Annotated in this window: 28 protein-coding genes, 1 tRNA gene and 1 pseudogene; 13 read left to right on the top strand and 17 right to left on the bottom strand. The window is 60.2% G+C overall.

From position 1 onward, the window contains the following. Nucleotides 1-370 precede the first annotated feature (370 nt). Nucleotides 371-511 (bottom strand): DUF1127 domain-containing protein, encoded by a 141-nt coding sequence (locus GA829_RS19295; protein WP_065005581.1) that lies wholly within the window; start codon nucleotides 509-511, stop codon nucleotides 371-373. Between the two features lie 49 nt (nucleotides 512-560). Then, nucleotides 561-701, bottom strand: coding sequence for a DUF1127 domain-containing protein (locus tag GA829_RS19300; RefSeq protein ID WP_013531315.1), 141 nt, complete (start codon nucleotides 699-701; stop codon nucleotides 561-563). A gap of 232 nt (nucleotides 702-933) precedes the next feature. On the opposite strand from GA829_RS19300, the gene GA829_RS19305 reads away from it, so the two are divergent. The 5 genes from GA829_RS19305 (at nucleotide 934) to GA829_RS19325 (ending at nucleotide 5,117) form a co-directional block, all read left to right on the top strand. Continuing rightward, nucleotides 934-2,052: a DUF2157 domain-containing protein gene (locus GA829_RS19305; RefSeq protein WP_195174285.1), complete on the top strand. Its 1,119-nt coding sequence runs from the start codon at nucleotides 934-936 to the stop codon at nucleotides 2,050-2,052. Then, complete coding sequence (locus GA829_RS19310) at nucleotides 2,049-2,630, top strand: GDYXXLXY domain-containing protein (protein WP_195174286.1); 582 nt, start codon at nucleotides 2,049-2,051, stop codon at nucleotides 2,628-2,630. Before GA829_RS19305 ends, GA829_RS19310 begins: the two co-directional genes overlap by 4 nt. Nucleotides 2,631-2,656: 26 nt before the next feature. Further along, nucleotides 2,657-4,105: an aromatic amino acid lyase gene (locus GA829_RS19315; protein ID WP_195174287.1), complete on the top strand. Its 1,449-nt coding sequence runs from the start codon at nucleotides 2,657-2,659 to the stop codon at nucleotides 4,103-4,105. A gap of 448 nt (nucleotides 4,106-4,553) precedes the next feature. Then, nucleotides 4,554-4,802 carry a DUF982 domain-containing protein gene (locus tag GA829_RS19320; RefSeq protein WP_195174288.1) on the top strand — a complete coding sequence of 83 codons (249 nt, stop codon included), beginning with the start codon at nucleotides 4,554-4,556 and terminating at the stop codon, nucleotides 4,800-4,802. 126 nt (nucleotides 4,803-4,928) lie between these two features. After that, entirely contained in the window at nucleotides 4,929-5,117 is a 189-nt protein-coding gene (locus tag GA829_RS19325) for a hypothetical protein (RefSeq protein ID WP_195174289.1), read from the top strand. 164 nt (nucleotides 5,118-5,281) lie between these two features. Here GA829_RS19325 and GA829_RS19330 read toward each other — a convergent pair whose 3' ends face one another. From GA829_RS19330 to GA829_RS19365, 8 genes are all read right to left on the bottom strand, one after another. Beyond that, entirely contained in the window at nucleotides 5,282-5,821 is a 540-nt protein-coding gene (locus tag GA829_RS19330) for a hypothetical protein (protein WP_195174290.1), read from the bottom strand. 89 nt (nucleotides 5,822-5,910) lie between these two features. Further along, nucleotides 5,911-6,639: a hypothetical protein gene (locus GA829_RS19335; RefSeq protein ID WP_195174291.1), complete on the bottom strand. Its 729-nt coding sequence runs from the start codon at nucleotides 6,637-6,639 to the stop codon at nucleotides 5,911-5,913. A gap of 30 nt (nucleotides 6,640-6,669) precedes the next feature. Next, nucleotides 6,670-7,464, bottom strand: a complete 795-nt coding sequence (locus tag GA829_RS19340; protein WP_195174292.1) for a hypothetical protein — start codon at nucleotides 7,462-7,464, stop codon at nucleotides 6,670-6,672. 16 nt (nucleotides 7,465-7,480) lie between these two features. Further along, a complete protein-coding gene (locus GA829_RS19345; protein WP_195174293.1) occupies nucleotides 7,481-7,942 on the bottom strand; it encodes a hypothetical protein in 462 nt (153 codons plus the stop codon). A 156-nt stretch (nucleotides 7,943-8,098) separates the two neighbouring features. Continuing rightward, a complete protein-coding gene (locus GA829_RS19350; RefSeq protein WP_195174294.1) occupies nucleotides 8,099-9,016 on the bottom strand; it encodes a ParB/Srx family N-terminal domain-containing protein in 918 nt (305 codons plus the stop codon). 135 nt (nucleotides 9,017-9,151) lie between these two features. Next, the gene (locus GA829_RS19355; RefSeq protein ID WP_195174295.1) at nucleotides 9,152-9,604 is read right to left on the bottom strand and encodes a hypothetical protein; all 453 of its coding nucleotides are present in this window, start codon (nucleotides 9,602-9,604) and stop codon (nucleotides 9,152-9,154) included. A gap of 257 nt (nucleotides 9,605-9,861) precedes the next feature. Further along, complete coding sequence (locus GA829_RS19360; RefSeq protein WP_195174296.1) at nucleotides 9,862-11,190, bottom strand: tyrosine-type recombinase/integrase; 1,329 nt, start codon at nucleotides 11,188-11,190, stop codon at nucleotides 9,862-9,864. 102 nt (nucleotides 11,191-11,292) lie between these two features. Further along, nucleotides 11,293-11,375 (bottom strand) — tRNA-Leu (locus GA829_RS19365). Between the two features lie 340 nt (nucleotides 11,376-11,715). Between GA829_RS19365 and tig the strand changes: the two genes are divergently transcribed. Both tig and GA829_RS19375 read left to right on the top strand, forming a co-directional pair. Continuing rightward, the gene (tig, locus tag GA829_RS19370) at nucleotides 11,716-13,191 is read left to right on the top strand and encodes a trigger factor (RefSeq protein ID WP_195174297.1); all 1,476 of its coding nucleotides are present in this window, start codon (nucleotides 11,716-11,718) and stop codon (nucleotides 13,189-13,191) included. A 159-nt stretch (nucleotides 13,192-13,350) separates the two neighbouring features. Further along, nucleotides 13,351-13,875: a hypothetical protein gene (locus GA829_RS19375; RefSeq protein WP_195174298.1), complete on the top strand. Its 525-nt coding sequence runs from the start codon at nucleotides 13,351-13,353 to the stop codon at nucleotides 13,873-13,875. A gap of 159 nt (nucleotides 13,876-14,034) precedes the next feature. Here GA829_RS19375 and GA829_RS19380 read toward each other — a convergent pair whose 3' ends face one another. Beyond that, on the bottom strand, nucleotides 14,035-14,904 hold the full coding sequence (locus GA829_RS19380) for a LysR family transcriptional regulator (protein WP_195174299.1): 870 nt from the start codon (nucleotides 14,902-14,904) through the stop codon (nucleotides 14,035-14,037). Nucleotides 14,905-15,109: 205 nt separating this feature from the next. Between GA829_RS19380 and GA829_RS19385 the strand changes: the two genes are divergently transcribed. From GA829_RS19385 to GA829_RS19395, 3 genes are read left to right on the top strand one after another with little or no spacing between them, the layout of a single operon-like run. Further along, nucleotides 15,110-16,081, top strand: a complete 972-nt coding sequence (locus GA829_RS19385; protein ID WP_195174300.1) for a quinone oxidoreductase family protein — start codon at nucleotides 15,110-15,112, stop codon at nucleotides 16,079-16,081. A gap of 14 nt (nucleotides 16,082-16,095) precedes the next feature. Continuing rightward, nucleotides 16,096-16,473 (top strand): RidA family protein, encoded by a 378-nt coding sequence (locus GA829_RS19390; RefSeq protein ID WP_195174301.1) that lies wholly within the window; start codon nucleotides 16,096-16,098, stop codon nucleotides 16,471-16,473. A 13-nt stretch (nucleotides 16,474-16,486) separates the two neighbouring features. Then, nucleotides 16,487-17,386, top strand: a complete 900-nt coding sequence (locus tag GA829_RS19395) for a PhzF family phenazine biosynthesis protein (RefSeq protein ID WP_195174302.1) — start codon at nucleotides 16,487-16,489, stop codon at nucleotides 17,384-17,386. A gap of 338 nt (nucleotides 17,387-17,724) precedes the next feature. On the opposite strand, the gene GA829_RS19400 is transcribed toward GA829_RS19395, so the two are convergent. Continuing rightward, nucleotides 17,725-18,318, bottom strand: a complete 594-nt coding sequence (locus tag GA829_RS19400) for a GNAT family N-acetyltransferase (RefSeq protein ID WP_258051786.1) — start codon at nucleotides 18,316-18,318, stop codon at nucleotides 17,725-17,727. 132 nt (nucleotides 18,319-18,450) lie between these two features. Between GA829_RS19400 and GA829_RS36725 the strand changes: the two genes are divergently transcribed. Beyond that, on the top strand, nucleotides 18,451-18,654 hold the full coding sequence (locus GA829_RS36725; protein WP_258052378.1) for a hypothetical protein: 204 nt from the start codon (nucleotides 18,451-18,453) through the stop codon (nucleotides 18,652-18,654). On the opposite strand, the pseudogene GA829_RS36730 reads toward GA829_RS36725, so the two are convergent. The 5 genes and pseudogenes from GA829_RS36730 to GA829_RS19425 form a co-directional block, all read right to left on the bottom strand. Next, a pseudogene (locus GA829_RS36730) lies at nucleotides 18,635-18,781 on the bottom strand (PhzF family phenazine biosynthesis protein); the annotation flags it as partial. The gene GA829_RS36725 and the pseudogene GA829_RS36730 overlap by 20 nt on opposite strands. 38 nt (nucleotides 18,782-18,819) lie before the next feature. Next, complete coding sequence (locus GA829_RS19410; protein ID WP_195174304.1) at nucleotides 18,820-19,641, bottom strand: dienelactone hydrolase family protein; 822 nt, start codon at nucleotides 19,639-19,641, stop codon at nucleotides 18,820-18,822. 218 nt (nucleotides 19,642-19,859) lie between these two features. Beyond that, nucleotides 19,860-20,585, bottom strand: a complete 726-nt coding sequence (locus GA829_RS19415; RefSeq protein ID WP_195174305.1) for an aspartate/glutamate racemase family protein — start codon at nucleotides 20,583-20,585, stop codon at nucleotides 19,860-19,862. Further along, a complete protein-coding gene (locus tag GA829_RS19420; protein WP_195174306.1) occupies nucleotides 20,582-22,012 on the bottom strand; it encodes an NAD-dependent succinate-semialdehyde dehydrogenase in 1,431 nt (476 codons plus the stop codon). Before GA829_RS19420 ends, GA829_RS19415 begins: the two co-directional genes overlap by 4 nt. 110 nt (nucleotides 22,013-22,122) lie before the next feature. Beyond that, nucleotides 22,123-22,905 carry a TetR/AcrR family transcriptional regulator gene (locus tag GA829_RS19425; protein WP_258051787.1) on the bottom strand — a complete coding sequence of 261 codons (783 nt, stop codon included), beginning with the start codon at nucleotides 22,903-22,905 and terminating at the stop codon, nucleotides 22,123-22,125. 140 nt (nucleotides 22,906-23,045) lie between these two features. Here GA829_RS19425 and GA829_RS19430 point away from each other — a divergent pair, with 140 nt between their 5' ends. Beyond that, nucleotides 23,046-23,435 (top strand): antibiotic biosynthesis monooxygenase family protein, encoded by a 390-nt coding sequence (locus GA829_RS19430; protein ID WP_195174307.1) that lies wholly within the window; start codon nucleotides 23,046-23,048, stop codon nucleotides 23,433-23,435. 131 nt (nucleotides 23,436-23,566) lie between these two features. Beyond that, on the top strand, nucleotides 23,567-24,811 hold the full coding sequence (locus GA829_RS19435; RefSeq protein WP_195174308.1) for a branched-chain amino acid ABC transporter substrate-binding protein: 1,245 nt from the start codon (nucleotides 23,567-23,569) through the stop codon (nucleotides 24,809-24,811). Nucleotides 24,812-24,859 lie beyond the last annotated feature (48 nt).

Genomic DNA, 24,859 nt, shown 5'->3' on the forward strand with positions numbered 1-24,859 from the left:
AAACTCGTTCGCCATTTTTGAAAGGGGCGAAACCTCTGGAGCAAAATTCATTTTGCTCGGGGGAAACAACACCCGCCGGGGGAGGAGGTCCGGCGGGTGTCGTTTTGGGGGTCGACCCTCGGGAGGAGGTGAAGGCCGACCATATTCGTCATCGCCGGGGAGGAGGTCGGCTTTGACGAAAACTCGTTCGCCATTTTTGAAAGGGGCGAAACCTCTGGAGCAAAATTCATTTTGCTCGGGGGAAACAGCGCCCGCCGCGGGAGGAGGTGCAGCGGGCGCCGTTTTTGGGGTCAACCCTCGGGAGGAGGTGAAGGTTGACCATATTCGTCAAGGTCGGGGAGGAGGTCGACCTTGGCGAAATTCCTTACGCTCAGATCGCCTTGCGGGCGATGATCTTGATCTCGTCGCGGACGATACCGAGATCGTGGAGCTGGCGGTTCGAAAGGCGACCCAGCTCAGTAACCGTCTCGCGATAAACGCGCCAGTTACGATAGTTGCGGATCAGGTTCATTGTCGTTCTCTTTTCAGAAACTTGTTCGGACCATTCGCGGTCCGAAGAATTAGACCGCCTTGCGAGCGACGTAAGGAATGTCGCTGCGGCTGATGCCGAGGTCGGTCAGTTCACGGTTGCTCAGGCGGCTCAGCTCGGAAACGGTGTCCCGGTAGCGGCGCCAGTTGCGGTAGTTGCGGATCAGGTTCATGGTAGTTCTCATTTCGTCTTTGTTGCGGATCATTCCGTTTGTGTACGAACTATAAATAGGCGGGCTCATATCGATTTAAAAGCGCTATGGTTGCATGGCAGCAATGCAAATTGTGCAATGCAGCATTAACGAGCGTTCACGCGGCCGACACAAAGAAGCCCGAATCGGAAAATGCCGCTGCGTCAACGGTTTGGCGGCGCCGGCTGAATTACCGATCGGCGAGGGGAGAAGCATGGCGAGCTATTCGACACGCGTGAGGTCGGACATTGCGCGATGGGTGCAAGCAGGCCTGATCGATGCGGCGACCGGCGATTCGCTGGCGCGGGATGTCGTGGCCAATAAGCGCAAATCGCTGAGCTTCGGTTCTGTCCTGGCGATGCTGGCTGCGTTGCTGTTTGGCGCGGCTATCCTGATTTTCGTTGCCGCCAACTGGGACGCTATACCAAGGCTGGCGCGTGTGGTCGCGCTGTTTGCGCTTATCCTGGGCGGCTATGTCGGCGGCGCGGTGCTGAAGATGCGTGACCACGAGGCGATCGGCGAGGCGCTGTGGATTGTTGCCGCTGCAGCATTCGGCGGGTCGATCGCGCTGATCGGCCAGATGTATCACTTGTCGGGTGATGAAGCCTCGGCCTTGGTCACCTGGGGAGCGGGCACCGCATTGGCGGCGGTGGCATTGCGCTCGAACCCGTTGACAGTCGCCTCGGTCGGCATTGCGGATGCCTGGCTGTTCTTCAAAGGGTTCGACTATTCGAGCCGCAGTGAGTTTCCGCATCTCTTCGTTGTCATGGCGATCGTTCTGTTTGTCGTCTCGTTCTGGACCCGAAGCCAGGCCGCGCGGCATCTGATCATCCTGTCATTGCTCTTCTATCTTGTGCTGTTTGCCTCGGATCACGCCGCATTGCAGGTGGCCATTCCGCTGGTTGCCGTGTCTGCCTTGCTGTTTGCCATATCTGTTTTTGCTCCTGAACCCGTGGACAGGATCGTGCAGCTTGGCGGCCGCTTGCCCTTGCACGCACTGCTCGGCTTCCTCACCGGCCTGGCGATCATCCAGTTCGAACTGGCGGATCAAAGCATCTACAACAGCGGGTTTACCTTGGCCTCGGTCGTGGCGTTGGCCGGTGTTGTCGCAGCCATCGTGCTGGCGGGGCGGGAAAGCCGAGGGCTGCGCTGGCTGGCCTATGCCGGCTTCGCCTTCGAACTTGCCATTATCTATGTGGTGACCTTGCAATCGATGCTCGACACGGCCGGCTTCTTTCTCGCGGCGGCGGTGTTGCTCGGCATCCTCGCACTCATCATCATCCGCGTTGAAACGCGCATGAAGGGGCCAAGTGTCCAGGGAGCGGCAGCATGATGACCGGGAAGAGACTTGTTATCTCGGCGCTGCTGCTGGCGCTCGTTCAGATCGGTTTCCTCAGCTGGATCATCGCTGGCCGGGCAGCAATCCTGCGCAATGGCACGGAAGTGCTTTTGAAAGTCGAGCCGATCGATCCACGCGACCTGCTGCGCGGCGACTACATCGTGCTTGGCTACGAGATCTCGCGGATTCCGGTGAAGCTCATCGCCAACATCCCGGCCGGAAAACTGTCGACAGACGATACATCTGTTGTCGTCAGGCTGAAGAAGGGCGCTGACGGCTACTGGACCTCGACAGCCGCCTGGTTCGGCAAGGCACCGGGAGCGGCCGCCGCCGATGAAGCCGATATCGTTGGGCACGTCGCCGCGGGCTGGGATCTCAGCGAAGGCAACACGATCGCACCGGACTATGGCATCGAGCGGTTCTATCTGCCGGAAGGCGAAGGGATGGCGATCCAGAACGACATGCGGATACGGCCATTCGGCATCCGCCTTGCCATCGCCGGCGATGGGACGGCGCAAATCAAGGCGCTGGTGGACGGCGACAAGACGCTGTTTCAAGAGCCGCTCTATTAATGTTCGTACTTGCCGTGGTGTGAAGCATGCCCATTCTCCTGACGACGCGTGACGACATCAATCTCGACAGCGTTTTCCGCGTCGCCTGGCAGAAGGATACGGTGGAGATTGGCGAGAAAGCCTTGCGGCGCATCGCCGAATGCCGAGCTTCATTCCTGCAGCTGATCGAATCCGATCCGCCACCGGTCATCTATGGCGTCACCACCGCCATGGGAGAACTTGCGAGCCGCAAGCTCGAACTTGACGAGCGCGACCGCCATGCACGTATCAAGGCATTCGCCGCCGCCACCTCGTTCGGTGATCCCTTGCCCGACCGCGTCGTCAGGGCGATCGTTCTTGCCCGGTTGACGAACTTCATCGAAGGCAATGCCGCGACCACGCCGCGCATCGCGCTTGCCGTCGCCGCGATGCTGGATGGCGGACCCATGCCGGCTGTGGCGGCTTCGGGCCAGGGTGGGGCAGGCGAGATCCTCGCGCTCTATCCGCTGTTTGCCGACCTGACGACGCGCTTCGACCTGGAGGTCAAGGAACGCGGATCGCTGATCAACGGCTCGCCCTGCGCGGCGGCACTCGTGGCCGACGCAGCGCTTGCCGCGCGCCGGCGTGTCCGGCTGGTGCAAAAGGTGTTCGCCCTGTCTATCGAGGCGTTTCGCGCGCCGCTTGAGCATTATGATGCAGCGCTCGACACGCTGTGGGGCGACGAACATGAAGCAGCGGCGCTGCGCGGCCTGCGAGAGTTTCTGGTTGGCGCCGGCGACGGACGGCGCAACTATCAGGCGCCGGTCAGCTACCGCATCGTGCCGCGCGTGCTAGGCCAAATGCATCGCGCGTTGGCTGCGGCGGAGCGGGCAGCAACCGTGTCGCTGGCATCGATATCGGACAACCCGGTCTATATTCCGCCCGATGCCGCAAACCCGTTCGGGCGCTGCATCTCGACCGGCGGCTATCACAATGCCATGGCGACGCCTGCCTTGGATGATCTGGCCGCGATTTGGGCCGACATCTGCCTGCTCTGCGACCGCCACGGTTCGAAATTGCTGAACGGCAAGGTGTCGCTGCTGCCCGATCTCCTGATGACCGGGCGGCACTGGGCCGACAGCGACGGTCACGGCAATGTGGGTTACGTGCCGATGGCGATAACCGGCTATCTCGAGCAGGCAAAACTTGCCGCGCAGCGAACCTTCATTCCAGGCACGGAGTCGGCCGGCGCCGGCCAGGATGATGTCGCCACCACAGCATTCTTCGCCTGGACGAAGGAAGCGATCGCCGGCCGCTGCGTCGATGCCGCATTGGCGATGCTGGCCATGATTGCCTCTCAGGCACTGCATGTCACCGGGCGCGAGGCCCCGCCGGCGCTGCAGTCGTTTGTCGCGGAAATCAGGGATATCATGCCGCCGGTTGGCGACGATCGCGTGCTGGGGCCCGAGTTGGCCAAACTGGCCGGGTGGTTCAACCGCCAAGTGTTCGATGCGTAGGCACGGACAAATTGAATAATTGGTGCGGGTAGAGGGACTCTTGGGGTCTCTGGAGGCCTTGTGCAGTAAGGATTTCGACGTCGCGCCATGTACTGATGTGGACTGTTTTATGTACCGAAAATCTCCGGGTATAGGTGCGGCGTCACGCTTCACCGCAGGGGGCCACGGGGGGATTGAGGCCCATCCATGTACATGAATACCGAAACAGATTTTTCACAAATTTTGTCCGGTGTGCTATAGATTTTTCAGAGGAGCGACCCTTGGCGAAGCAACCGTACGATGTGAGAACAGAACCGGACGGAACGTGGACGGTGTTCGACAAGGTTACCGGCCTTCCAGCAATGTTTGATGGCGCTACGGCGTTGGGGATGGGTGTTGAGGAGGCGGACGTTCTGGTTGACCTCTTGAACGCCTGTGACCGGTCAGACAGGAAGGCCCAAGAAACCCAATGAGCCTACGCTGGTTTTCACCTCCGGTTGCCGTGCGCTCGGGACTGGGGCAGCGATACGACTGCAACAACGTCGAGGGCGCATTTGCCGAACTCCTCAAGTGGACCAAGCGGGGTCCCAAGTGGGAACTCGCGGTCAAGGTCTGCTCAGCAGCGTTGGCGGATCAGGCAACCCCGCAAGAGGTGCGGAGGCACTTCCGGCTGGCTGCGAATGAAGAAGGCAAACTGCTACGGGACATACCGGAATAATGAACTTCCGTGGCCTACGGATAAAAGATTACCACTGATGCTGCAGAGACTGCACTACCTGACTTCATTATCACCGAAGCATGTGAAACATGGGCATCGGCAATGACGCCATGAGGACAAAAGCCGATGACAACCTACCTGATCATGTTCACCGACAATGCCGGGCAACACCTTGGGCACCTCCAGACCGCCGCATGGTCCCACTGGGATGCCTGCGAGTTCGGCTGGGACAACGCGCTCAAGGGCACCGACGACTTTCAGGTCTTCACGGAAGACGCATTCATTCAGATGACGGGTGCGACGTTGGGTGCCTAAAGCTCCAACGTGCCGGAGGCACTGAGCCTCCCGGTGCCCATGCGTAGACCGTAACGAAAACGCATGGGCACCCGAGGCAACCCGCGTCCCCTCCCTGATCCCATCAGACCGAATGTGACATACGAAAGCGGGATGGGAGGAAGCGCAGGAAACTTCGATAGGCTTTAGCTGCCGCTCGCAATGTCCAAGGCGGACTTAAGCTCGCCAAGCTCGCTGTCCAGCATGGTGTCGGCGGTGACCGTCACGTCTACCTCAGGGCCGCTGAGGGACGGGAAGAAGGATGCGAGTTCGGCATTGGTTACCTTGGGGGCCCCTGCGGTCAACACGCGCTGCGGCTTGGTGTCGGCGGTAAAGGGCAGGCCCGTTGAGGGATCATGGGTGCCGTTCTTAATGCCGTGCTGGACCGATGCCATGGCCATACGGCTGGACCGTGCAGCGGCTTCGTTTGTTTCCGCGTAGCCTGGGCGATTAGCACCAAACGTGCGGTTGCTAACCTCAACCTTGCCGAGGGCGTCACGGATCGCTTGCAGGGCGTCCCGTTCACTCTTTAGCTGCCTCTCAAGTTCGCTGCGCTGAGACAGTAGCGAGGCGTTCTCCCCGGTCAGGCGAGAGACGGTTGCGGTGAGCTTGGCGACCTCGGTGGAGTTGTCGAGGGTTTCGAGTTGGGCGAGGAGTTCCTCGCGGGTCATTGGTTTCTTGGACATGTTGATGGTGATCCTTCTTAGATGAATGAGTAGAGGCAGAGGCCGCATAGCGATGCGACGTAAAGGGCAACGGTGATGTTCAGCATCGGTCAGCCGTCAACGTCGGGAAGCGACTGGAACCAGAGGTCATAGGCCCCTGCCAGCTTGGATGGATGCAGATTGCCCGCAACCATGTCGGTCACGATGCGCCGGGCGAACGGGTCATCGGTACGGGAAGCGGCGTAGACCAGAGCGTCCCAGCGATCCCCACCGATATGCTCGGAGGCAACCGGAGCCGTTTCCATCACTGTCGTTTCGATCAGTACGGAGGCCGTGGCCGGGTCCATGCCGGTGGCATCGGAAAGACGCCTCAAGGTGTCGTCGACGTCGCCAGTGGCAACCATCGCGTCGAGACCATCGTTGAAGTCGGCTGGGTCGAAACAGTCGGCGATGTCGTCGAAGGTTTCCGAGGGGCCGGGCTCATGGTCGGTCTCGATCTCAAGCTCCTGCTGGAGCGCCTCAAGGTCTGCATCGGACAGTTCTTCAAAGTCGATGCTTTCAAGAGGATCATCACCGGCAGGGACCGCGCGGGGATCGAAGGCGGCGGGGTTGCTCGCCGGGATATTGGAGTTGCCCTGAGGCCCCATGAGGCCAAGCTCTTCGGCAATGTCGCGGTCGACGTAGGTGTTCATGCCGGGGATGAAGACCTTGCCCTCGGGGGCGGGGCCGGGAGCGGAGCCGCTGGCATAGCCGGGATTGTCGGAACGATCGGTCCAGCCGGAATGGCTGTCGATAGGGTTGGGCATACGCATCATGCCGTCATCGGAGGAGTAAGACATAGGGTGGTTTCCTTAAATGCTGCGGAGCAGCTAGAGCAGGGCAGCGGCCTTGAGGGCTCGCTTGGTGTAGTCGAGGATGGACATGGGCTGACCATCGTCAGCGCCGTTCGGCGCGTTGGTGGAGACGGCTGAGGACCAGAAGGCCTTGCCGTAGATGTGTTGGGCATGGCGGACGAGGTCGCGGCCAAGGCGTCTGTGGGTGGCCCCTGAGGCCTTCTTGACGAGCGTGGACAAGCCGATGGTCTTGCGGAAGTCGCCCATGAGGGCTCCCGCGCGGGTCTCAAGGAACCGCTCCCGGTTATCCCAAAGGCCCCCTGCGGGGCCGGAATGGAAATAGACCTGCATCCATCCGATCAAGGCCACGGTGTGGATGACTGCCTCGGTATAGGACCGCTGTTCCTTGTGCTGCCAGTTGGCGAGGAGACCCTTGGCCTTGGCGATCTGGGGTAGCTTCGGGTGTAGGTCACCGACACCGAGGCAGAAGGACTGCGGGAGGGTCATGCGCCGCTCAAGGTGCCTGAGGTCGAACGCCACACGCGCGGCAAACTTCGGGTCCACCTGCATGAAGATGCCGATGGCCTTCTTGAAGATGGCCAGTTCGTTTCGAGCCGGGAGGCGGGCCAAGGGGTCACCGCGAGAACTCGCAGCGTCCCGGTGAGGTCCGCAGTAGCGGGAGACCCCGGAACGATTGCGGGCACAGCCAGGGCAATCGCAGGATTTCGTTTCGTTGAGGACTTGGCGGCAACGCAACTGGTAGCCGTGGTCGGCAGAGTGGATGCCCACACGCCAGTCGCGCGGGAGCCCCCGCGTGGTGGGATAGGCCATAGGGTTTCCTTTGGGGTTACTTGAAAGCGCCGTAGTTCTTGAGACCGGATGTCGCAACGTCCATGAACGATGTCATCGGGTTGGGCCGGATGCTGTTGATGGCATTCTGGGTTTGCATCTGCTGGGACTTGCCAGTCAGCACGTAGTTCGCTGCGGCACCGTCTCGCTGGTCCTTGGCGTTCGCGATGGACAATGCGGTCTGGCGGGACTGTTCGGCCACGCGAAGGCCTGCGGTGCTGCCGGTCATGCCGGAACCTGAGGCCACCGCGAGGGACTTCGCGCGGTCCCCTTCGAGGGTGGCCTGATAGGCGTCCTTGTTGGTGGCGTTGGTTTTCACGATGAACTCGCGTTCATTGACGGCTTGGTCAAGCTGGTAGTTGGAGAGAGCAACCTGTTGTTTCTTGCTCGCGGTCGCTGCCTCACCGGCAGCACTTGCGGCCCCGGCTGCGAGAGACAGGGCGAAGGCTAAGTCGCACATGGCGATGTCCTTTGGTTGGATAGAAAGAGCCACGCCGAGGGAAACTCGGGTGGCGAGATTGTCGGAACGTTCTGACAAAGTTCGGTGCTGGGAAGATGCACACGGTGCCTCAAGGTGTGCATTCCATAACTGGTGCAAATGCATACCCTGAGCGGTTTAGTAGTCGTCGTGCTTCGCCGCGCCGTCGAGATACGCGGCAGCGACCGATGAGACCTCGGCGACCTGCTCATCCCGCAATGCGATCACCACATCGTGGAAGGCGTCACGCCACGCGGCGGTTTGCATGAGTGATGATGGTAACTGTTCATCTGAGCGAAGCAAGGCCAAGGCGAAAGCCTCGGGGTCCGTATGTGGTTTGTTGCCGAGGGCCTTGTAGAGCCGATCCCTGTAGATAGCGGCTCGTCTTGAGACCTCTGCTTCATGGTCGTAATTCGAGGTGTCAAACGTGACCCCTCGCGCCATGGCGTCACAACGTTTCCAGCCTTGTTCCAACAGGTCAGCGATGGAATTCTCAGGGTTGGACAGAAGTGCGGCTTTAACGGTTCGCATGTTTGCCACAGTGCGCGTGGCGCAAGACGATGCCTGGGCAATCTTCACCTTGGACAGATCAGTAAGCAGTTCGAGACGCCACGCATAATTCAGTTTGTCGGTCTTGCTCATAGGCAGACGGTCCTTGGAATTGGCCAGACCTGAGAAAGCCATGGCATCGTCAAGGGTGCCTGAGAAAGCGTGGCAGGGGATGGCCTCACGAACGGCGCGTGTGGCGTAGGCGTCAAGACGATGGTGGCCGTCGATCACATACCAGCGGTCACCGCCCCACCAGACAACGATGCGGTCGAGGTAGCGAGGCTTGTTCGCATTCTTCCCGATGGCGTCCGCGAGTGCCGCAATGTGCCGCTTGTCGGCAACATACATCCGGTCTCGGTCGCGGGGCTGGAAGATAGCAGCCATCATGGAAATCTCTTTCCGGTCGAGGCTGAGATTGGCGGCCGAAGTTGGCGGCGTTGGGCCGTGTTCGTTGAGAGCCGCGCGGATGATCGCAAGGGCCTCGGTAGCTTCGATAAGTCTGCTCATCGAAAATCCTTTACTGGATGGGATAGGGCCTCCTTGCGTCATGGGGGACGCAGGAGCGGCTTTAGGTTCTGGTGGGTATAGGAAGGCGGGAGGACGTGGTGGCGCTGGAAAGCGCGTCCACGACTCAAGGAAACGCTATGCGGCCTTGCCGTCCCGAAGGGCCTTGAGTTCATCGACCGAGTGTCGGCGAGTGAACCATTCGGGCATCAGGTCTTGGGTGTCATCCGGGCGGATGGTGCCATTGGCCACGATCTCGGCAATCTGGTCGTACTCCAGATAGTTGGTGTCCGATGGGAGCCACCCGAGGAGCCGGAAGGACCACACGGTTCCGAGGACCGCCTTAAGACCCTCGACGTTAAGCCGGTGATTGTCGCGGGCTCGCTGGATGTCCTTCGAGGAGCATCCCTCGGGAGCCATGGCCCCGCAGTGGGCCAGCTTGCGGGCTGTCCGGGTGTAGCGGACGGTCAGCGGTGCGTTGCGGCTGTGGTGCCAGTTGTGGCCGGTTGGGAAGGTCGAGGCAAGTGAGGTGCCCTGTGGGGCGGAACGCATGGCGTCGATGGTGGTGGTGAGTTCGGCCGGATAGGTCATAGGGGCCTAGATGTTGTGTCGAATGCGTTGTTGAACGCAAGATATAGACGAGGTACCCCGGCGATACAGAGCGCACCACCGGGACAAAAACAACGGACAGAGGGGAGGACGTGCGAGGAAACGCAGGCAAGGCCGTTCGCTATGTACCATATGAGCGGGTTTTAGATATTGAGGCGCGTTCTCTATGTACCATATGAAGCTGTATTTAGATTAGCAGGCGCTCATATGGCCTTACCTCTCTCCAGATGGGGCCGTAATTACCACGCCTTTTCCAGAGCCTCGCGTTTCATCCTGAGCGCAGGCCCTTCGCCATAATTGTCGGCAACGGTCTGCGCGGAATGTCCCATGATCTCCTGAGCCAAACTCTCAGGGCAACTGGTGTTACGCAGGAGGTCTTTCATACGATGACGCAAGCTGTGGATTGTCTTCTTCTTCTCGGTGACCACGGTCCGGAGGCGCTTCATAAGCGCGGCTGATGCTGTTTCGGACTTCCGGGGACCCGCGTAACGGCCAAACAATGTGTCCTCAGGAGCAAGGCCATCAGCCAAGGACTTAAGGTAGCTCAACGCAGTCGGCGACAAAGGGACGTTACGCGCTGAGTTTTTGGTCTTGAGTGTGTGGTCACCATACGGGCGAATGCGAATGCATTCCGCGTCCTCATCGACATCCATTCTCCTGAGGTTGCAGACTTCTCCAAGGCGAGCGCCGGTATCCCTGAGTGCAATCCAAATCGCCACCAGTGATGCGTCCCCTTTTTCCATGACAGGGGCGAGCTTGATCATGTCTTCTTCATGCAAGGGGAGGCGAGCATCCCGACTGTTTGCAGCACCCTTGATCTTTAACTGCGCGAAGGGGTTGCGGACGTCGAGGGTGTGTTCCTGTATCAGGTTGTTGATGGCAGGGCTCACGATCTCGATTGTTCGCTTGACCGATGCAGGTGCCATTTCCCCGGCAAGGTGGTCGCGGAATGATAGCGCCTCCGCGCGGGTCAATTTCTCAAGCGGACGTTTGGTGATCTCATGTTTGCCAATCACGGAAATGAGGCGCTCTTTCACCTTGTTGACGCGATTGGTCAGGGCGAGGTCACGCGCGTGAACTCCAGTCGACTTCGCGCTGAGATAGTCGTCCAAGGCAGAGGCGACGGTATAGGTTTCCTTGGGAAGACGCTTCTGACCGATTGCTCGGATGGCCTCAAGGGAAAGCGCAGGGCTCTTACCGCGTTCCTCAGCGTCTTCGTATTCGCGTATCAGTTCGTCCTGAAAGATGCTCAGGCCTTCGTCCAGATAGGACGCGGGTTCAACCCGGTGCCCCGAAACGATCTCAATGTCTTGCGGAGAAAATCCCATCTGCCGCATTCTTCTGAGGACCAAGGCTCTATCGCCCGGCGGCGCTTGGGTCTTCGCATTCTTGAGGAGCAGTTCGGTCTCCCGGTGTACCCTGGCATAGAGCCGCATGGCTTCCGCTGGGTCCTTTCCAAGAGCCTTCTTGATCTCCCGCCGTCCAACGAAGTCCCGAAAGGCCTCGGGCACGACGAAGCGGTAGTGATAGGCCCCAGATGGTGAGCGCTTGAGGTGTGGTGTGGTCATCGGCAATCCCCGTTTGAAGGGGTCTTTGTACCGATCTTTGTACCATCGTTCAACCCATGCACCGCAAGAAACCAGTGTCTCCGGGCATTTCAGGGTGCGTTTTGGTGCGGGTAGAGGGACTCGAACCCCCACGATTGCTCGCCAGAACCTAAATCTGGTGCGTCTACCAATTCCGCCATACCCGCGTCGCCCGGCAATCCCATGTAGCCATCATTCTGTCAATGTCAGGTCCAAAATGACGTTATTCGCCTAAACGCGAAGACGGTTGAAAATTAGCCTCGCCTGTGACAAAAGGCGTGTCAAATGTGACGGGACGCGACGATCCGCTTCTGCAAAATGTGATAAGAAGTAGGAAAAACAAGAACTTATTCACATTTTGGAACGCAGTTTGGGAGAATTTGAGCCGTATTTTCGGTCAAATCGCCAGGTTCCGTACCAAAAGCCATTCCCGGCAAGAATATACCGGCAGGCTGTAAACGGCAGAAGCCGTTTGGCAGTCTCATTGGTGAAAACAAAGGTTTTACGATGCAGGTCACCGAAACGCTCAACTCCGGTCTCAAGCGCGAGATCAAGATCACCGTGCCGGCGGGTGACATGGAAGCCAAGCTGATGGCTAGGCTTTCGGACGCCAGGAACAAGGTCCGCATCAACGGCTTCCGTCCCGGCAAGGTGCCGGTGCAGCACCTGCGCAAGGTCTATGGCAAGTCGTTCATGGCGGAAGTGGTCAACGAGATCCTCAACGATTCGACCCGCTCGATCATTTCCGGCCGTGGCGAAAAGGCCGCCATGCAGCCCGAAGTCATCATGACCGAGGACGAGAAGGAAGCCGAGAAGATCCTGGCCGGCGGCGCCGACTTCGAATTCCGCCTGAACTACGAGATCATCCCGGCGATCGAGATCAAGGATTTCTCCGACATCAAGGTGACGCGTCAGGTGTTCGACGTGCCGGATGCCGAGATCGACGAACAGGTCCAGCGCGTTGCCGAATCGGCGCGCAGCTATGAGCCGAAGACCGGCAAGGCCGCCAGTGGCGACCGCGTGACGATCGATTACCTCGGCAAGATCGATGGCGAGGCCTTCAATGGCGGCGCCGGCACCGATCAGCCGCTGGTGCTGGGCTCCAAGGAGTTCATCCCCGGCTTCGAGGATCAGCTGGTCGGCGCCAAGGCCGGTGACGAAAAGCAGGTTACCGTGACCTTCCCGGAAAACTACCAGGCGGCGCATCTTGCCGGCAAGGAAGCGACCTTCGACGTCACCGTCAAGGAAGTGTCGAAGCCCGGCGAGCTGGAAATCAACGACGAGACCGCCAAGAATCTTGGCCTTGAGTCGCTGGAGCGCCTGCGTGACGTGGTGCGCGGCCAGATCGAGAACCAGTTCGGCGCCATGACGCGCCAGAAGGTGAAGCGCCAGCTGCTCGACCAACTCGATGGCGCCTATTCGTTCGAAGCCCCGTCGAAGCTTGTCGATGCCGAGTTCAACAACATCTGGTCGCAGGTCAATCGCGACCTGGAAGCCGCCGGCCGCACCTTCGCCGACGAAGAGACGACGGAAGAAGAAGCACGCGCCGAATACCTGCGTCTCGCCGAGCGCCGCGTGCGCCTTGGCCTGGTCCTGGCTGAAATCGGCGAGAAGGCCGGCGTCACCGTGTCGGATGAGGAGCTGCAGCGCGGTCTGTTCGAGCAGGTTCGCCGCTACCCGGCCAACCAGCAGCAGGAAGTGTTCGAGTTCTATCGCAGCAATCCCGAAGCGCTGAACACGCTGCGCGCGCCGATGTTCGAGGAGAAGGTTGTCGACCATCTGCTCGGCCAGATCTCCGTCACCGACGTCAAGGTGAGCAAGGAAGAGCTCATGGCCGACGACGAGGAGGACGAGACCGCCACCAAGGCCAAGCCAGCGAAGAAGGCCGCTGCCAAGAAGTCCGACGAGAAGAAGGCCGACGACGCGGAAGAGCCCAAGAAAAAGGCCGCTCCGAAGAAGAAAGCCGCCAAGGACGCCGAATAAAACAAGCGTTCAATTCAATCGGAAAGGCCGCCCTTGAGGCGGCCTTTTTCGTTGCCAAACTGCAACAGCGAATTTGTTCGCGATTGGCCAAGGTGGCGCCACGAAGCTTTGACTATTATCTGCGCTCTGTCTCAGCCGCTTGGGCTGTTGGAGGGGTCGTTGAAGCTCTTCGTTGAAATGGGACAGGCCGCGGCACTGGCGTTGGTTCTTGTCTCGGTCTGCGGCGTCGCCCAGGCCGGTGAGGTTCTGGACAATTGGCGGTTCCAGACAAGCGAGGACGGTCTTGTCACGGCATCGCTCTACGCCACCAACAAGCTGATCACGGGCGGCGGAGCGCTCAGCTACAGCCCGGTGCTGACCATTGCCTGCCGGCCGAACAGCGAACCTCGCTGGACCGAATGGCTTCAGCTGAACGATGCCGTCTCCTCCAGCCGCAAGATCACCATGACGGTGACACTCGACCGGCATGAAAAATTCGACGAAAGCTGGTCGGTCGGTCCGCGCGGCAGGTCGCTGGTCCGCGATGGCGCCGATGGCATCAGCCGCCTTGTTCCCGCGAACCGGCTGTTGCTCTCCTGGCGGTTCGGGCTGTTGTCGGGGCGCGGCGAGGCGGATTTCGACCTTGCAGGTTTCGGCGAGGCTGTCGGCCAGCTTGCAGGCAGCTGCAACACCGATCCGCCGTGATCCGTGGCCTTGGCCGCTGAATGGCCATTGCCCTTCAACCGTGGACGGATCAGAGCGCCTTGATCAATATCACGCCAGTCTGAATGATTTCGAGCGAGGGGGCCGCGAGCCATCTCGGAAACAGATCGAGCGTCTAGCAAATGCGTATAGGGTGCCAACTTACAGTTTGCGCCGTTCCCTCATGAAGCCATCGCGCAGATGGGATTCGAAAGAGCGCACTGCCGGGCTGGCGTTCTGTGCCGGTCCGTAGAGATTTATTGCGAATGACGGCAGTCGGGGCACCCCGCATTCGGGTCCCAGAATCTCGAGGTCAGCGGGAGCATATATCTCAAGCCATACCGATACCGCCAGGTCGGCGCGGGTTGTCGCCGCGGTTGCTTCCATGCTGACGTTCTCGAATACCGTGCGCCAATCTCGTCGCGCCTTGTCGAGCGCTTCGATGACCACTGGACGGAATGCACAGGTCTCCGACACCATCGAGACGGGAAGCGGCTTCTTGCGATAGGCCCGCCCTTGCTTCGCGCCGGCCCAAACCAGCCTTTCGACGCCCAGGCAATTGCTGCCTGACAAGGAAGACGGTTCCTCGACGATAGCCAGGTCGATCCCGCCGCCAAGAGCAAGCTTCTTCAGGTCTGTTGATGAGCCGGACAGCAGCGATACCTCGACCTGGGGGTGCGCTTCCACATAGGTCTTCAGAATCGCCGAAAACGCATTCCCGACAAGGTCGAGCGGGACGCCCACACGGACGCGGCCGGATGGGCCTGTCGCTGACATTTCGGAAATAGTCTCGTCATTCAGGGCGAGCAGGGGGATGGCTCGGCTGCGGAAACGCTCGCCGGTTCGGGTTAGCCGCAAGCCCCGGCGGTCGCGGATGAAAAGCGGCGTTCCCAGGGACTCTTCCAGGCGCTTGATCTGTTGGCTGACGGCACTTTGGGTCAAATGCAATGCGTTTCCGGCAGCCGTCATCCCGGCATGTTCAGCCACCGCCACGAATGTACGAACCAGCGCAAGGTCGAGCACGTTGATCATAAGTACCATCACGTTTCGTAATCCTGAGCATTCTTAACATTCTTTTCCTTGCTGGCAATGCTGGTGATAGTACCGCGCCTCAGGCAGTGGTGAGCTTGCTGGCGGGCTGACGCCGGGGCGGTGCTGCTGTGTCGAAATGAACGCTCTGTGTGCGCTTGGCGGGCTTGGTTCCGCTGCCACGAAGCTCAGGTCAGGAGGCGATCCAATGGTTCGAGCCATTCAGATTGATGCCGTAGGCGGCGCTGAAGTCTTGAAGCTGCAGGAGGTCGATATCGGCTCACCTGGGCCCGGTGAGGTGAGGCTGCGCCACACTGCGATCGGGGTCAATTATATCGACGTCTACTATCGCAGCGGCCTCTATTCGGCGCCCCTGCCTCTCATTCCAGGCATGGAAGCAGCTGGTGTGATCGAAGCGATCGGGCCGGACGTCGGATCCCTGAGCGTAGGTGATCGGGTCAGCTACGCAGGCGCGCTCGGAAGTTACAGCGAGGCCCGTATCATAAAGGCCGACCGGCTGATCCGTCTGCCAAAGGACCTGCCTGACGAGCTTGCCGCGGCGATCACGCTCAAGGGCCTGACCGCCCAGGTGCTCCTGCGGCAGGTGTACAAGGTGAAGCCGGGGGATACGATCCTGATCCATGCCGCCGCCGGTGGCCTTGGGCTGGTCATGACGCAATGGGCCAAGGCGCTTGGCGCAACCGTCATTGGAACCGTTTCGAGCGAGGACAAGGCGGCGATTGCCAGGGAGCATGGTTGCGACCACCCCGTCATTTACACGCGGGAGAACTTCGTCACCCGGGTGCGAGAGATCACCGATGGAAAGAAACTGCCTGTCGTCTTTGATTCCGTGGGAAAAGACACGTTTCTTGGATCGCTCGACTGCCTGCAACCGCATGGCCTGATGGTGGTGAGCGGGGCCTCGTCAGGGCCGGTGCCTGCCGTTGAAGTTTCGCAGCTGGCGCAGAGAGGATCGCTCTTCCTGACCAGGGCAGTGGTCTTCAATTACACCGCGACGCGCGCTGATCTCGAGACCGCCGCCGCCGATCTTTTCGCAATGGTCGACAGCGGCAAGCTGCGTGTCTCCGTCGGCCAGCGCTATGAACTGGCGCAGGCGCAAGCAGCCCATCGCGATCTCGAGAATCGAAAGACGACCGGCGCTACAATTCTTTCCCTTTAACCTGGAGAACAACCATGACGCGCCAAGCTATTACATCTGACAAGCTCCCCCCTGTGGCCGGGCCTTTTTCACCCGGCATGAAAGCCACCAGCGCCATCTACCTCAGCGGCCAGGTCGCTCAGGACCCCCGGACGGGAAAATTGATTTCAGGGGACGTCAAAGCGCAGGCTGAGCAGATTTTTGCAAATCTCAAGGTGGCTCTGGAGGCTGGAGGAAGAACACTGGCCGACGTCGTGCGCGTTGGCGTTTATCTCACCGACATTTCCGACTTCGGCGCGGTCAATGAGATCTACGCGCGCCACTTCAGCGCGCCATTTCCGGCCAGGACATGCATCGGGGTCGCGGCGTTGCCGCTAGGGGCCACTGTCGAAATGGACCTGATCGCCAACTGACGGGGAGGGCGGCATGCAATCCTTCCATTTTGTAATCGCGAATGTCTTCGCGGAGACGCACTTCGGCGGAAATCAACTTGCCGTTTTCACCGACGCGAGAGGGCTGTCGGATCAGGCAATGCAATCAATTGCAAAGCAGATGAACCTCTCCGAGACGACCTTTGTGTTGCCTGCGAGAGACAAGAGGAACGCCGCGAACGTCAGGATATTCACGCCACAGGCTGAGTTGCCATTTGCGGGGCATCCCACCGTAGGCACCGCGGCCGTACTTTGTCAGCGCGGATTGGGCGAGGGCAGGTTCGTGCTTGAAGAAGCAATCGGCGACGTCGAGGTTGATGTAGAGCTGCGCGGGGATCGCATAGCGGCCCGGTTCAGGATCGATCGTCCAATCGAATCTCCCGACACCACGCCCGCGAATGCACTCATGGCGGATCTGCTCACACTGGATGAAGCGGATATCGACGCCGCATGGTTTGCAAGCGCGGGCGTGCCCATCTGCATCGTGCAGCTTGGCGGGCGAGAAGCCGTTGACCGTGCTGTCCTTGACCGAAATGCCTGGAACGCGAAACGAAAGGACCTCTGGTCGCCAAACATTCTTTTGTTCTCAGGCAAACCCGCCGCCGAACGCCTTTATGCGCGGATGTTCGCTCCAGCTCTCGGGGTTGATGAGGATCCGGCCACCGGCGCGGCCGCTGCTGCCCTGGTTGGTTCGCTGGCAAAGCGTGTGGCCTCTGGGCATGTGGCCTCTGGGGATGGGAAACTGGCCATCACCATCGACCAAGGGGTTAAGATGGGGCGGCCGAGCGTCATCGAAGCATCTGCCGAAATGCGTGCCGGCCAACCGTCGAACATGGAGGTCGGGGGCCTGACAGTCATCCTCGGCGAGGGCTCCCTTGCTGTTCCGTCAGACTGAGCGGGCTAGGAAGCCCAAAGTCCGCCCAGCAGCCGGCAACGACATGCAGTTCACCAAGTTCCGCTCGCGCGATCCACTCAACCACTTGCCCAGGATCCTTGGGCAATTGGAACGAATGGGGTTTGTGCTCGAGGCTATCTCCCTTCGCGCCAGGTCTTCCGGATTTTCCGATATACGCATCCTCTATCGCGTCGCCGGAAACCTGTCCTCGCAAACGTTTGTCGAGCGGATCGCCCAGCTGCCGGGGATAGATTCCTTCAGGCACGGAAAAGCAACCCAAGTGCCGCCTCGCCGGCCCTTGTAAGCAGGCGCTACAACGAAGACGCGGCCCTGGCGGGCTAGCCGATTTGCTTGCTCATGTAGACGGTGATTCCACCCATGGAGGGCTCACGCCTGTCGGTGACGTACCCGACCTTTTCATACAGGCGCAAGTTCGTGTCGAAGGCGGCATTGGTAAGCATGCGGATTTCCTGGCGCCCGGCCGACAAAGCCCTGTTTTCGGCATGACGTAAAAGTTCCTGGCCAATGCCACGGCCCTGGTCTTCCGGCCTCACGGCGACATTTTCAATCCAAAGATGATCGTCATGCAGGATCGTCTCGATCAACCCTACCAGTCTCGAACCGGAATGCGCGACGTCGAAGTCGTTTTCCTGGACGGCCTTCTCATAATCGACCACCATGGGACGGGGTTCTCGTCCAATAAGCGGGATCCATTTTGTGTAAGCCATGCGGACCACATCCTTGATCGCCGCCGCATCTTCCCGCGTGGCCGGCCGCAATCTCATCGTGGGCTCAGACGGCATGGCGCTCCTCCGATTGATCAGGCGTTCTGTTGTTGCTTCATGATCGCCTTGGCCGTGCGCCGTTGCCTGAAGCCTGTGCGCCACATCCCGGATCGAATATCCAGGTCCGGTGGCTTGCTTTTCAAGCAAGTTCTCTTCGCCTTTCGTTGAGGACCGCTCACTTGGCGGTTCGCGCCGAGGAACTTCCCAGAACACGTGGTTTCCGAGAACACATGGCAATAGGGGAATGAGCGCGATTATCCCCGGGTGAGGGAAACTCGCTTGAGCCGCCCGTGGATGGCGGTCAGGGATTGCTTGACGGAGATGCTGCATGACCCGGCGTCCATGGCTGATCATATGACGGAGGACGCGGCTGACGCATCGCGATTTCCTCTGACCCTCGTGGTGTGGGGAATGCTCGCCATGGCGCTCGACATCGGCACAGCGCGCCTGACCGATGGTGCGGTGTCGTCTCGCTCAGATTGAATTCAGCGGCCAGCTGCTGCATCTGTTCGGTAGAAAGCCCTGATGCCGCGGGAAAGACCGCGAGCTGATTGCCGCCAAAACGGCGATCGGTGAACACATCCAGCGTGACGAAACCATATTCCTGCACTTCGTCTTCTCATCCGGCTGCATGTTGCGTTCGTGCGGCTATTTCGTCTTCAGCTTGCCCTTGAGAAACGCGATGATCTCATCGCGGGCGGCCAGGGTCGGTTGTCCCTGCTCATCGATCAGGTGCACGGTCACGACGCTGTGAGGCGAACGCACGTGCTTCTCAAAAAACGGCGGCACATCCTGCCCTGCCGCGCTGTCTGGCAGGACGCGTTCGATGAAATGCTCGCCCAGCGCCTTGCGGTACGCGGCAAACCGCTCGGCCTTGCAAAAATGATCGCCCTCGAAACGATAGGCCAGAACATCCAGATTCTCTCTGTCCAGACGCTGACGGATCGTTGAAATCTCCTCGGCGGAAATTTCAATTCCCGCCGGATTGTCGAGCGGCAGCGAGGGCTGGCAAAGAACCGGTGCGATCGTTGCCTGATCGAGCATCATGCTCAGGGCAAAATTGCCGGTGAAGCACATTCCAATAGCGCCGACGCCGCTGCCGCCGCACTCGTCCAGCGCAATCCTTGCCAAGGCTCGCAGCCAACTGGTCACCGGGCTGGCGGCACCGCCTCCGAGGGCTCTGAATTCCATGCTTGTGCATGTTCGTCGAAAGACCGCCGCGCCCTCGTCGGCACTCGGCACCGCGCCATCACGGCCGAACAAGGAAGGCATGTAGACCGTGAACCCCGCATCTCGCACCCATCGGGCGAAACGGGCGACGTGAGGGCTTATTCCAGGCATCTCCGCCATGATGACGACAGCGGGTCCACTGCCGCTGACATACACGGTTTTTGGCTGGCCAAGAGCGCTGATCTCGCGATGGCTGAAGTCGGCCAGATCGTCATCCTGGTTCAAATCTCGGTGCGGCATGCGCGGTGCTACGATCGCTGCAAATCAGCTGCTCGGTCCGCCTGCGTCAGGGGCAGGCAGAAGATGGGGTGCTGAGAAGGTGACGGCATCTCATACCGCAGACAACTGAAAGTCTTTCATGTGCTGATGATCCGATTTCGCGTGAGGCACCGGCTGTTCTCGACGCGACTTGGTGGAGTGCTCGGCAAGGAGATCGGCTTCCAGAAAGGATGAGATCCTTAGGAATAGCCCCGGCTGCGAACGCCATTCACCATCCAGCCAATCATCGTATTGTAGTCGAAGACCGGACGGTCGGTGGCGGCCTGGATCGCTTTCGAGTAGGGCGGCAGGTCACTGCATTCCAGCAGTATCGCACCTATGGCCGGATGATCGGCAATCAGCCTCTTGGCGACCGAGACAGTCTCGGCCTCGATCACGGCGGAATCGAGCGACCCGGACTCCTCCAGTATCGCGCTGCGAAATTCCGGCTCGTCCTGCATTCCTCGTATGACGACAGGCAAGTCGGATGCAATTCCGCAGGCTTCGAGATGAGCCCGGTGCAGGCGCTTGCTGTTCGCGGTTATGATCCCAACCGGACGACCTGTTGTGGCATGGAGAAGCGGCACTTGCAGCAGGCTGGACAGGAACACGGGAATGCTCAGCGCATTTGAAACCTCGCGCTGGAACAAGGCCATGAAGCCGCATGCTCCCGTGATGGCGCGGACGCCCTCTTGCTCGAGTTCTTTCGCCGCTGCGAGAACCGGTTGCAGCAGGCCTTGATCCGACTGGTTCAACAGCCGGTCGATGCTCGCGCCGCCGATTGTCTTGTACCGCACGGGGAAGTCGTAAGTCCCCGCATTGCTCACATTCCCCACGACATAAGGGATCGAGGCCTCCAGTGTCAGGATGCCGATCAGGTCGCCGGCCCAGGGTTGGGGGCGTCGCTTCAGGTAAATTCGCGTCATGCTTCGTGTACGAATTTCGTCGTGAGATAGGCATCGATGCCTTCGCTGCCGCCCTCCACGCCCCAGCCGCTGTTCTTGACGCCACCGAAGGGCGCCTCCGGGAAAGCGACGGAAAATGAATTCAGGCCTATGACGCCAGCTTGCATGCCGCGTGTGAGTTTTCGCGCGGTCGCCAGGTCATTGGTCATCGCGTAAGCCGCCAAGCCGTATGCGGACGAGTTGGCCAAATCCAGGGCTTGGTCGACCTGGTCAAAAGCGACAATCGGCGCGATGGGGCCAAACGGTTCCTCGATCATGACGCGTGCCGTGTGAGGAACTTCGGTGATGACGGTTGGGGCAAAGAAGAAGCCTGGCCGGTCAAGACGCCGCCCTCCAGCCAACAGAGTTCCGCCTCCCGCGATGGCGTCCTGGGTCAGCATTTCCATTGCCTCGACCCTTCGATGATTGGTCAGCGGTCCCATCTCGACAGCCGGGTCGAACCCATCGGCAAGTCTGAGCGCCGAGGCCCGCGCGGCAAACCGCTCCGCGAACGGTTCGAATATGCGCCGATCGACGATGAATCGGCTAGCCGCGTTGCAGACCTGGCCGGCATTGCGGAACTTCGCGGCTGCCGCCATGTCCGCCGCTCGAATGGGGTCGACATCCCCGCAGATAATGGCTGCGCCATGCCCACCCAGTTCCATCGTCATCCGTTTCAGATTTTCTCCGGCAAGGCTGGCCAGGGTGCGCCCAACCGCGGTCGAACCCGTGAAGGAGATCTTGGCGACATCCGGCGACTGAATGAGGTGTTTCGAAATCCGCGCAGGGTCGCCGAGAACCAGGTTCAAAACCCCCGGAGGCAGGCCCGCGGCCAAAATGCAGCCAGCCAGCAGGGAAGGGGCAGCGGGCGTTTCCTCGGCCGGCTTGGCGATGACAGCGCAGCCCGCGGCCAGGGCCGGCGCCAATTTTCGAACGAGCGTGACCACCGGGAAATTCCATGGCGCGAAAAGCGCGACGACGCCCAGAGGCTCACGGCTGGTGACGAACCGGCTTTCCGAAGCGCGGCCAGCGAAGGCGCGCCCGTAGATCCGGCGTGCTTCTTCAGCAAACCATTCGAGCGTGTCAGCCGCGACCGAGACTTCCCCCCTGGCTTCCGCGAGAGGCTTGCCATTTTCCATGACAAGGGCGTGCGCGATCTCGTCGGTCCGCAGACGGACCTGTCTCGCCGCTTGATGAAGCACCGCCCCGCGTTGCCATGGCGTCGTGTCGCGCCATGCCGGAAAGGCCGACTTTGCAGCAGCGATCGCGTGTTCGAGGTCTGCCTCCTCGGCGATCGGCAAGACACCGATCTGCTCCTCGGTCGCCGGGTTCAGGATTGCCCTGCCGGCGCGCTCGTCGTGGCCGATCTGACTTGATCCGACAAGCAGCTTGATCTCGGGGTAATTCATGGGTGCCAGTCCAAATATGAAACGAATGATTGAAACGATAGTATGAATCACTCGTATGAACAAGCCTCCGTCTAGAGAGGCTTCTTCGATTTGGCTGGGGTCTTTGGGCGTCAGGCGACGGAGGCCTTTTTCCGCTTGCCAGGCTTCGGCGCCGACGTGGTGGGAGCCCGCATACCCGCGCTCACGAATTGCACCAGCGCCGCAATCAGCCACTCGTGCCGGTCTATGGTCGTGGCGCGCTCCTGCGGCGATACGACGAGCTGTGCGGCCGGCGCCAGGTCGACGAGAATCTGCAGCGTCGCGCCACGTGCACAATCGTAGCGCAGTGCAAGCTCGGCGCGAGACAGGTGCGGCAAGACCTTCTGCAGCAGATCTATGAAGCGTTCGTGCAACGGGCGGAAATAGTCCACAACGACGCTGTTGGTGGCGGCCTGGGCGATCGTCCTGACCTGCAGCAAGAGCAGCAGGCGATCCCGGTTTTCGCCTGAACTGAGCTCAGCCATCGGCCGCACGAGGGCGTCAGCGAGGCTTTCCAGAGGCGGCAGCTTGTCTGGGTGGGCGCGCTCGCAGGCCAGGAGCGCCGCAAGGCGCGCGGCGATGATCGGTTTAAGCGCGGATTCAAGCGTGCTTCGGATCAGCTCATCCTTCGACCGGAAGTAGTAGTTCACCGCCGCGAGATTGGCGCGCGCCGCTTCGGTGATCTCCCGCAGCGTTGCGCCATCGAACCCCTTTTCGGCGAAAAGTCGACGCGCCGCATGAAGAATTCTCTCTCGCGTATCAGTTTCCTCATCTGTAGCGGAAGTAGGGATGATGTGGTCCTTGGCGCCTGACTTTCGAGGCATTTCGAGAGGCCTTTCGCTGGTCGATCCGTCTGTTGATCGCGAATCGATCATGGTTGTCGACCGCATCGTGTTTGATCCGTGCTTGACAGTAAATCAAACATTTGTATCATACAAACGTTTCAACGAGAAGTTTGAAACATCTCAGATCCCGCCTCTCGAGCGGGACGCTGTTCCAGGAGGTTTGATTGCAAGTGGACCTGACGAAGAAATCCGCCGCCGGCAAAGTCGAGCTCTACGCGTCGGCGGGAGAGGCCAAGCCCATCTTTGCCCGCATCTGGCGCGGCCGTACGCGGCCCGCCGATTTCGAGGCCTACACGCGGTATCTGTATGAGTTCGGCGTGCTGAAGATCGAGCGCATGGAAGGCAATCTCGGCGTTCAGATGTTTCGTAAGATCACGGAGGAGGCGGGCGAGTTCACAGTGACGTCGTTCTGGCCGACGCTCGACTCCATTCGCGTGTGGTCCGGTGACGATCTCACGCGCACTCGTCATTTGGAGAGGGACCCGGAGTTCCTTCTGGAGATGCCTGACAGGGTTACCCTTGTCGAGGTTTGCGCAAACGACTGGCTGATCTCCGCATAGTCCCTTCCCGAATGCCGGGCGACTGAGCCGGCGGCATTGTCAGTCGGTTGTTGCCCGTGCGCGACGTCGGCCCCGCGCGAATTGGGCTGAGAATAAAACAAATAATAACAGCAAGATAAGAGGAGAACGCAATGAAACATAGATTGACTGCCGCGGGTGCCTTGATGGCGATTGGGGCTTTCGTTCTGACGGGACCGGGTTTTGCTGAAACCGTCCCACCCGTAACCGACCCGCTCGGGGTCCTGGTTCTTCCAAAAGGCGCGCCTCTCGAGATTGGCGGGTACTGGGTGCTATCGGGACCGGATGCCGGGCTCGGTGTGGATCAAAAGCGCGGTGTTGAACTGGCGATCGAGGATTGGAAAAAGACCCTCGTTGGTCACCCGATCGTGCTCGACGCACAGGACAGCCAGTGCAGCGCCGAAGGCGGACAGCTCGCCGCCACCAAGCTTGCATCAAATCCCAACACGGTGGTGGTGATTGGTCCTTCCTGCTCCAGCGAGGCAACACCCGCCGCTCCAATATTGTGGAAAGCGGGGATCGTGGATATCGGCACCTCCAGCACGGCTCCGTCGCTGACGGCCGCTGGCCGCAGCGCTGGCTTCCACGGGTTTGCTCGGACCGCATTCAGCGATGCGGACCAGGGCAAGGGCGACGGCAACTACATCTTCAGCGTGATGAAGGCGAAGAAGGTCGTGACAATTCACGACGGCAGCCCCTATGCGTCGCAGCTCGTCGCGGAGTTCGTCAAGACGTTCACTGCTCTTGGTGGAACCGTGCTGTCGCAAGAGGCCATCCAGCCGACCGACGTCGACATGCATCCGCTGTTGACACGCATCGCGGCGGAAAAGCCGGATGTCATCTACATGCCTATCTTCGTCGCCGCCGCAGGGCAGATCGCACGCCAGGCGAAGACAACGACCGGTCTGGAAAAGACCCAGCTGATCGGGGGCGGCTCGCTCATGACCGGAGATATCATCACCGCTGCCGGCGACGCTGTGCTCGGGATGAAGATCACCTATCCCGATATCTCGCCAGAGGCGATGGGCAAGGGCTATCCCGACTTTGTCGAGAAGTACAAGACCGCCTACGGCGAGCCGCCGATCTCCGGCTGGCACGCAATGGCCTACGACGCGGCGGCAATCGCCTTCAAGGCCATTGAAAAGGTCGCAAAGACCGACGACGAGGGCACGACGTATATCGGCAAGCAGGCGCTGCGCGACGCGATCTTCGCAACGGATACCGACGGCATTTCGGGCCGCATGAAATGCGATGCCGATGGCGAATGCGCGCAGTTTCATCTGGGCGTGTACGAATACGTGAACACGGATCCTACCACGTTCAAGATCGGCGACAATCCGAAGAAAATCTACCCGTAGTCGCCAACTCCTGGGCTGGCGCGGCGTCAACCGCTCGCGCCAGCCTTA

The sequence above is a fragment of the Mesorhizobium sp. INR15 genome, assembly GCF_015500075.1.
Lineage (GTDB): Bacteria > Pseudomonadota > Alphaproteobacteria > Rhizobiales > Rhizobiaceae > Mesorhizobium.

Coding starts and splice junctions, on each gene's coding strand:
- GA829_RS19305 (WP_195174285.1), top strand. CDS start 934: ATGGCGAGCTATTCGACACGCGTGAGGTCGGACATTGCGCGATGGGTG.
- GA829_RS19330 (WP_195174290.1), bottom strand. CDS start 5,821: ATGTCCAAGAAACCAATGACCCGCGAGGAACTCCTCGCCCAACTCGAA.
- GA829_RS19355 (WP_195174295.1), bottom strand. CDS start 9,604: ATGACCTATCCGGCCGAACTCACCACCACCATCGACGCCATGCGTTCC.
- GA829_RS19390 (WP_195174301.1), top strand. CDS start 16,096: ATGACGCGCCAAGCTATTACATCTGACAAGCTCCCCCCTGTGGCCGGG.
- GA829_RS19425 (WP_258051787.1), bottom strand. CDS start 22,905: ATGATCGATTCGCGATCAACAGACGGATCGACCAGCGAAAGGCCTCTC.
- GA829_RS19410 (WP_195174304.1), bottom strand. CDS start 19,641: ATGCCGCACCGAGATTTGAACCAGGATGACGATCTGGCCGACTTCAGC.
- GA829_RS19315 (WP_195174287.1), top strand. CDS start 2,657: ATGCCCATTCTCCTGACGACGCGTGACGACATCAATCTCGACAGCGTT.
- GA829_RS19340 (WP_195174292.1), bottom strand. CDS start 7,464: ATGGCCTATCCCACCACGCGGGGGCTCCCGCGCGACTGGCGTGTGGGC.
- tig (WP_195174297.1), top strand. CDS start 11,716: ATGCAGGTCACCGAAACGCTCAACTCCGGTCTCAAGCGCGAGATCAAG.
- GA829_RS19350 (WP_195174294.1), bottom strand. CDS start 9,016: ATGAGCAGACTTATCGAAGCTACCGAGGCCCTTGCGATCATCCGCGCG.
- GA829_RS19300 (WP_013531315.1), bottom strand. CDS start 701: ATGAACCTGATCCGCAACTACCGCAACTGGCGCCGCTACCGGGACACC.
- GA829_RS19395 (WP_195174302.1), top strand. CDS start 16,487: ATGCAATCCTTCCATTTTGTAATCGCGAATGTCTTCGCGGAGACGCAC.
- GA829_RS19415 (WP_195174305.1), bottom strand. CDS start 20,585: ATGACGCGAATTTACCTGAAGCGACGCCCCCAACCCTGGGCCGGCGAC.
- GA829_RS19380 (WP_195174299.1), bottom strand. CDS start 14,904: ATGATCAACGTGCTCGACCTTGCGCTGGTTCGTACATTCGTGGCGGTG.
- GA829_RS19360 (WP_195174296.1), bottom strand. CDS start 11,190: ATGACCACACCACACCTCAAGCGCTCACCATCTGGGGCCTATCACTAC.
- GA829_RS19385 (WP_195174300.1), top strand. CDS start 15,110: ATGGTTCGAGCCATTCAGATTGATGCCGTAGGCGGCGCTGAAGTCTTG.
- GA829_RS19335 (WP_195174291.1), bottom strand. CDS start 6,639: ATGTCTTACTCCTCCGATGACGGCATGATGCGTATGCCCAACCCTATC.
- GA829_RS19420 (WP_195174306.1), bottom strand. CDS start 22,012: ATGAATTACCCCGAGATCAAGCTGCTTGTCGGATCAAGTCAGATCGGC.
- GA829_RS19310 (WP_195174286.1), top strand. CDS start 2,049: ATGATGACCGGGAAGAGACTTGTTATCTCGGCGCTGCTGCTGGCGCTC.
- GA829_RS19325 (WP_195174289.1), top strand. CDS start 4,929: ATGACAACCTACCTGATCATGTTCACCGACAATGCCGGGCAACACCTT.
- GA829_RS19295 (WP_065005581.1), bottom strand. CDS start 511: ATGAACCTGATCCGCAACTATCGTAACTGGCGCGTTTATCGCGAGACG.
- GA829_RS19345 (WP_195174293.1), bottom strand. CDS start 7,942: ATGTGCGACTTAGCCTTCGCCCTGTCTCTCGCAGCCGGGGCCGCAAGT.
- GA829_RS19435 (WP_195174308.1), top strand. CDS start 23,567: ATGAAACATAGATTGACTGCCGCGGGTGCCTTGATGGCGATTGGGGCT.
- GA829_RS19320 (WP_195174288.1), top strand. CDS start 4,554: ATGAGCCTACGCTGGTTTTCACCTCCGGTTGCCGTGCGCTCGGGACTG.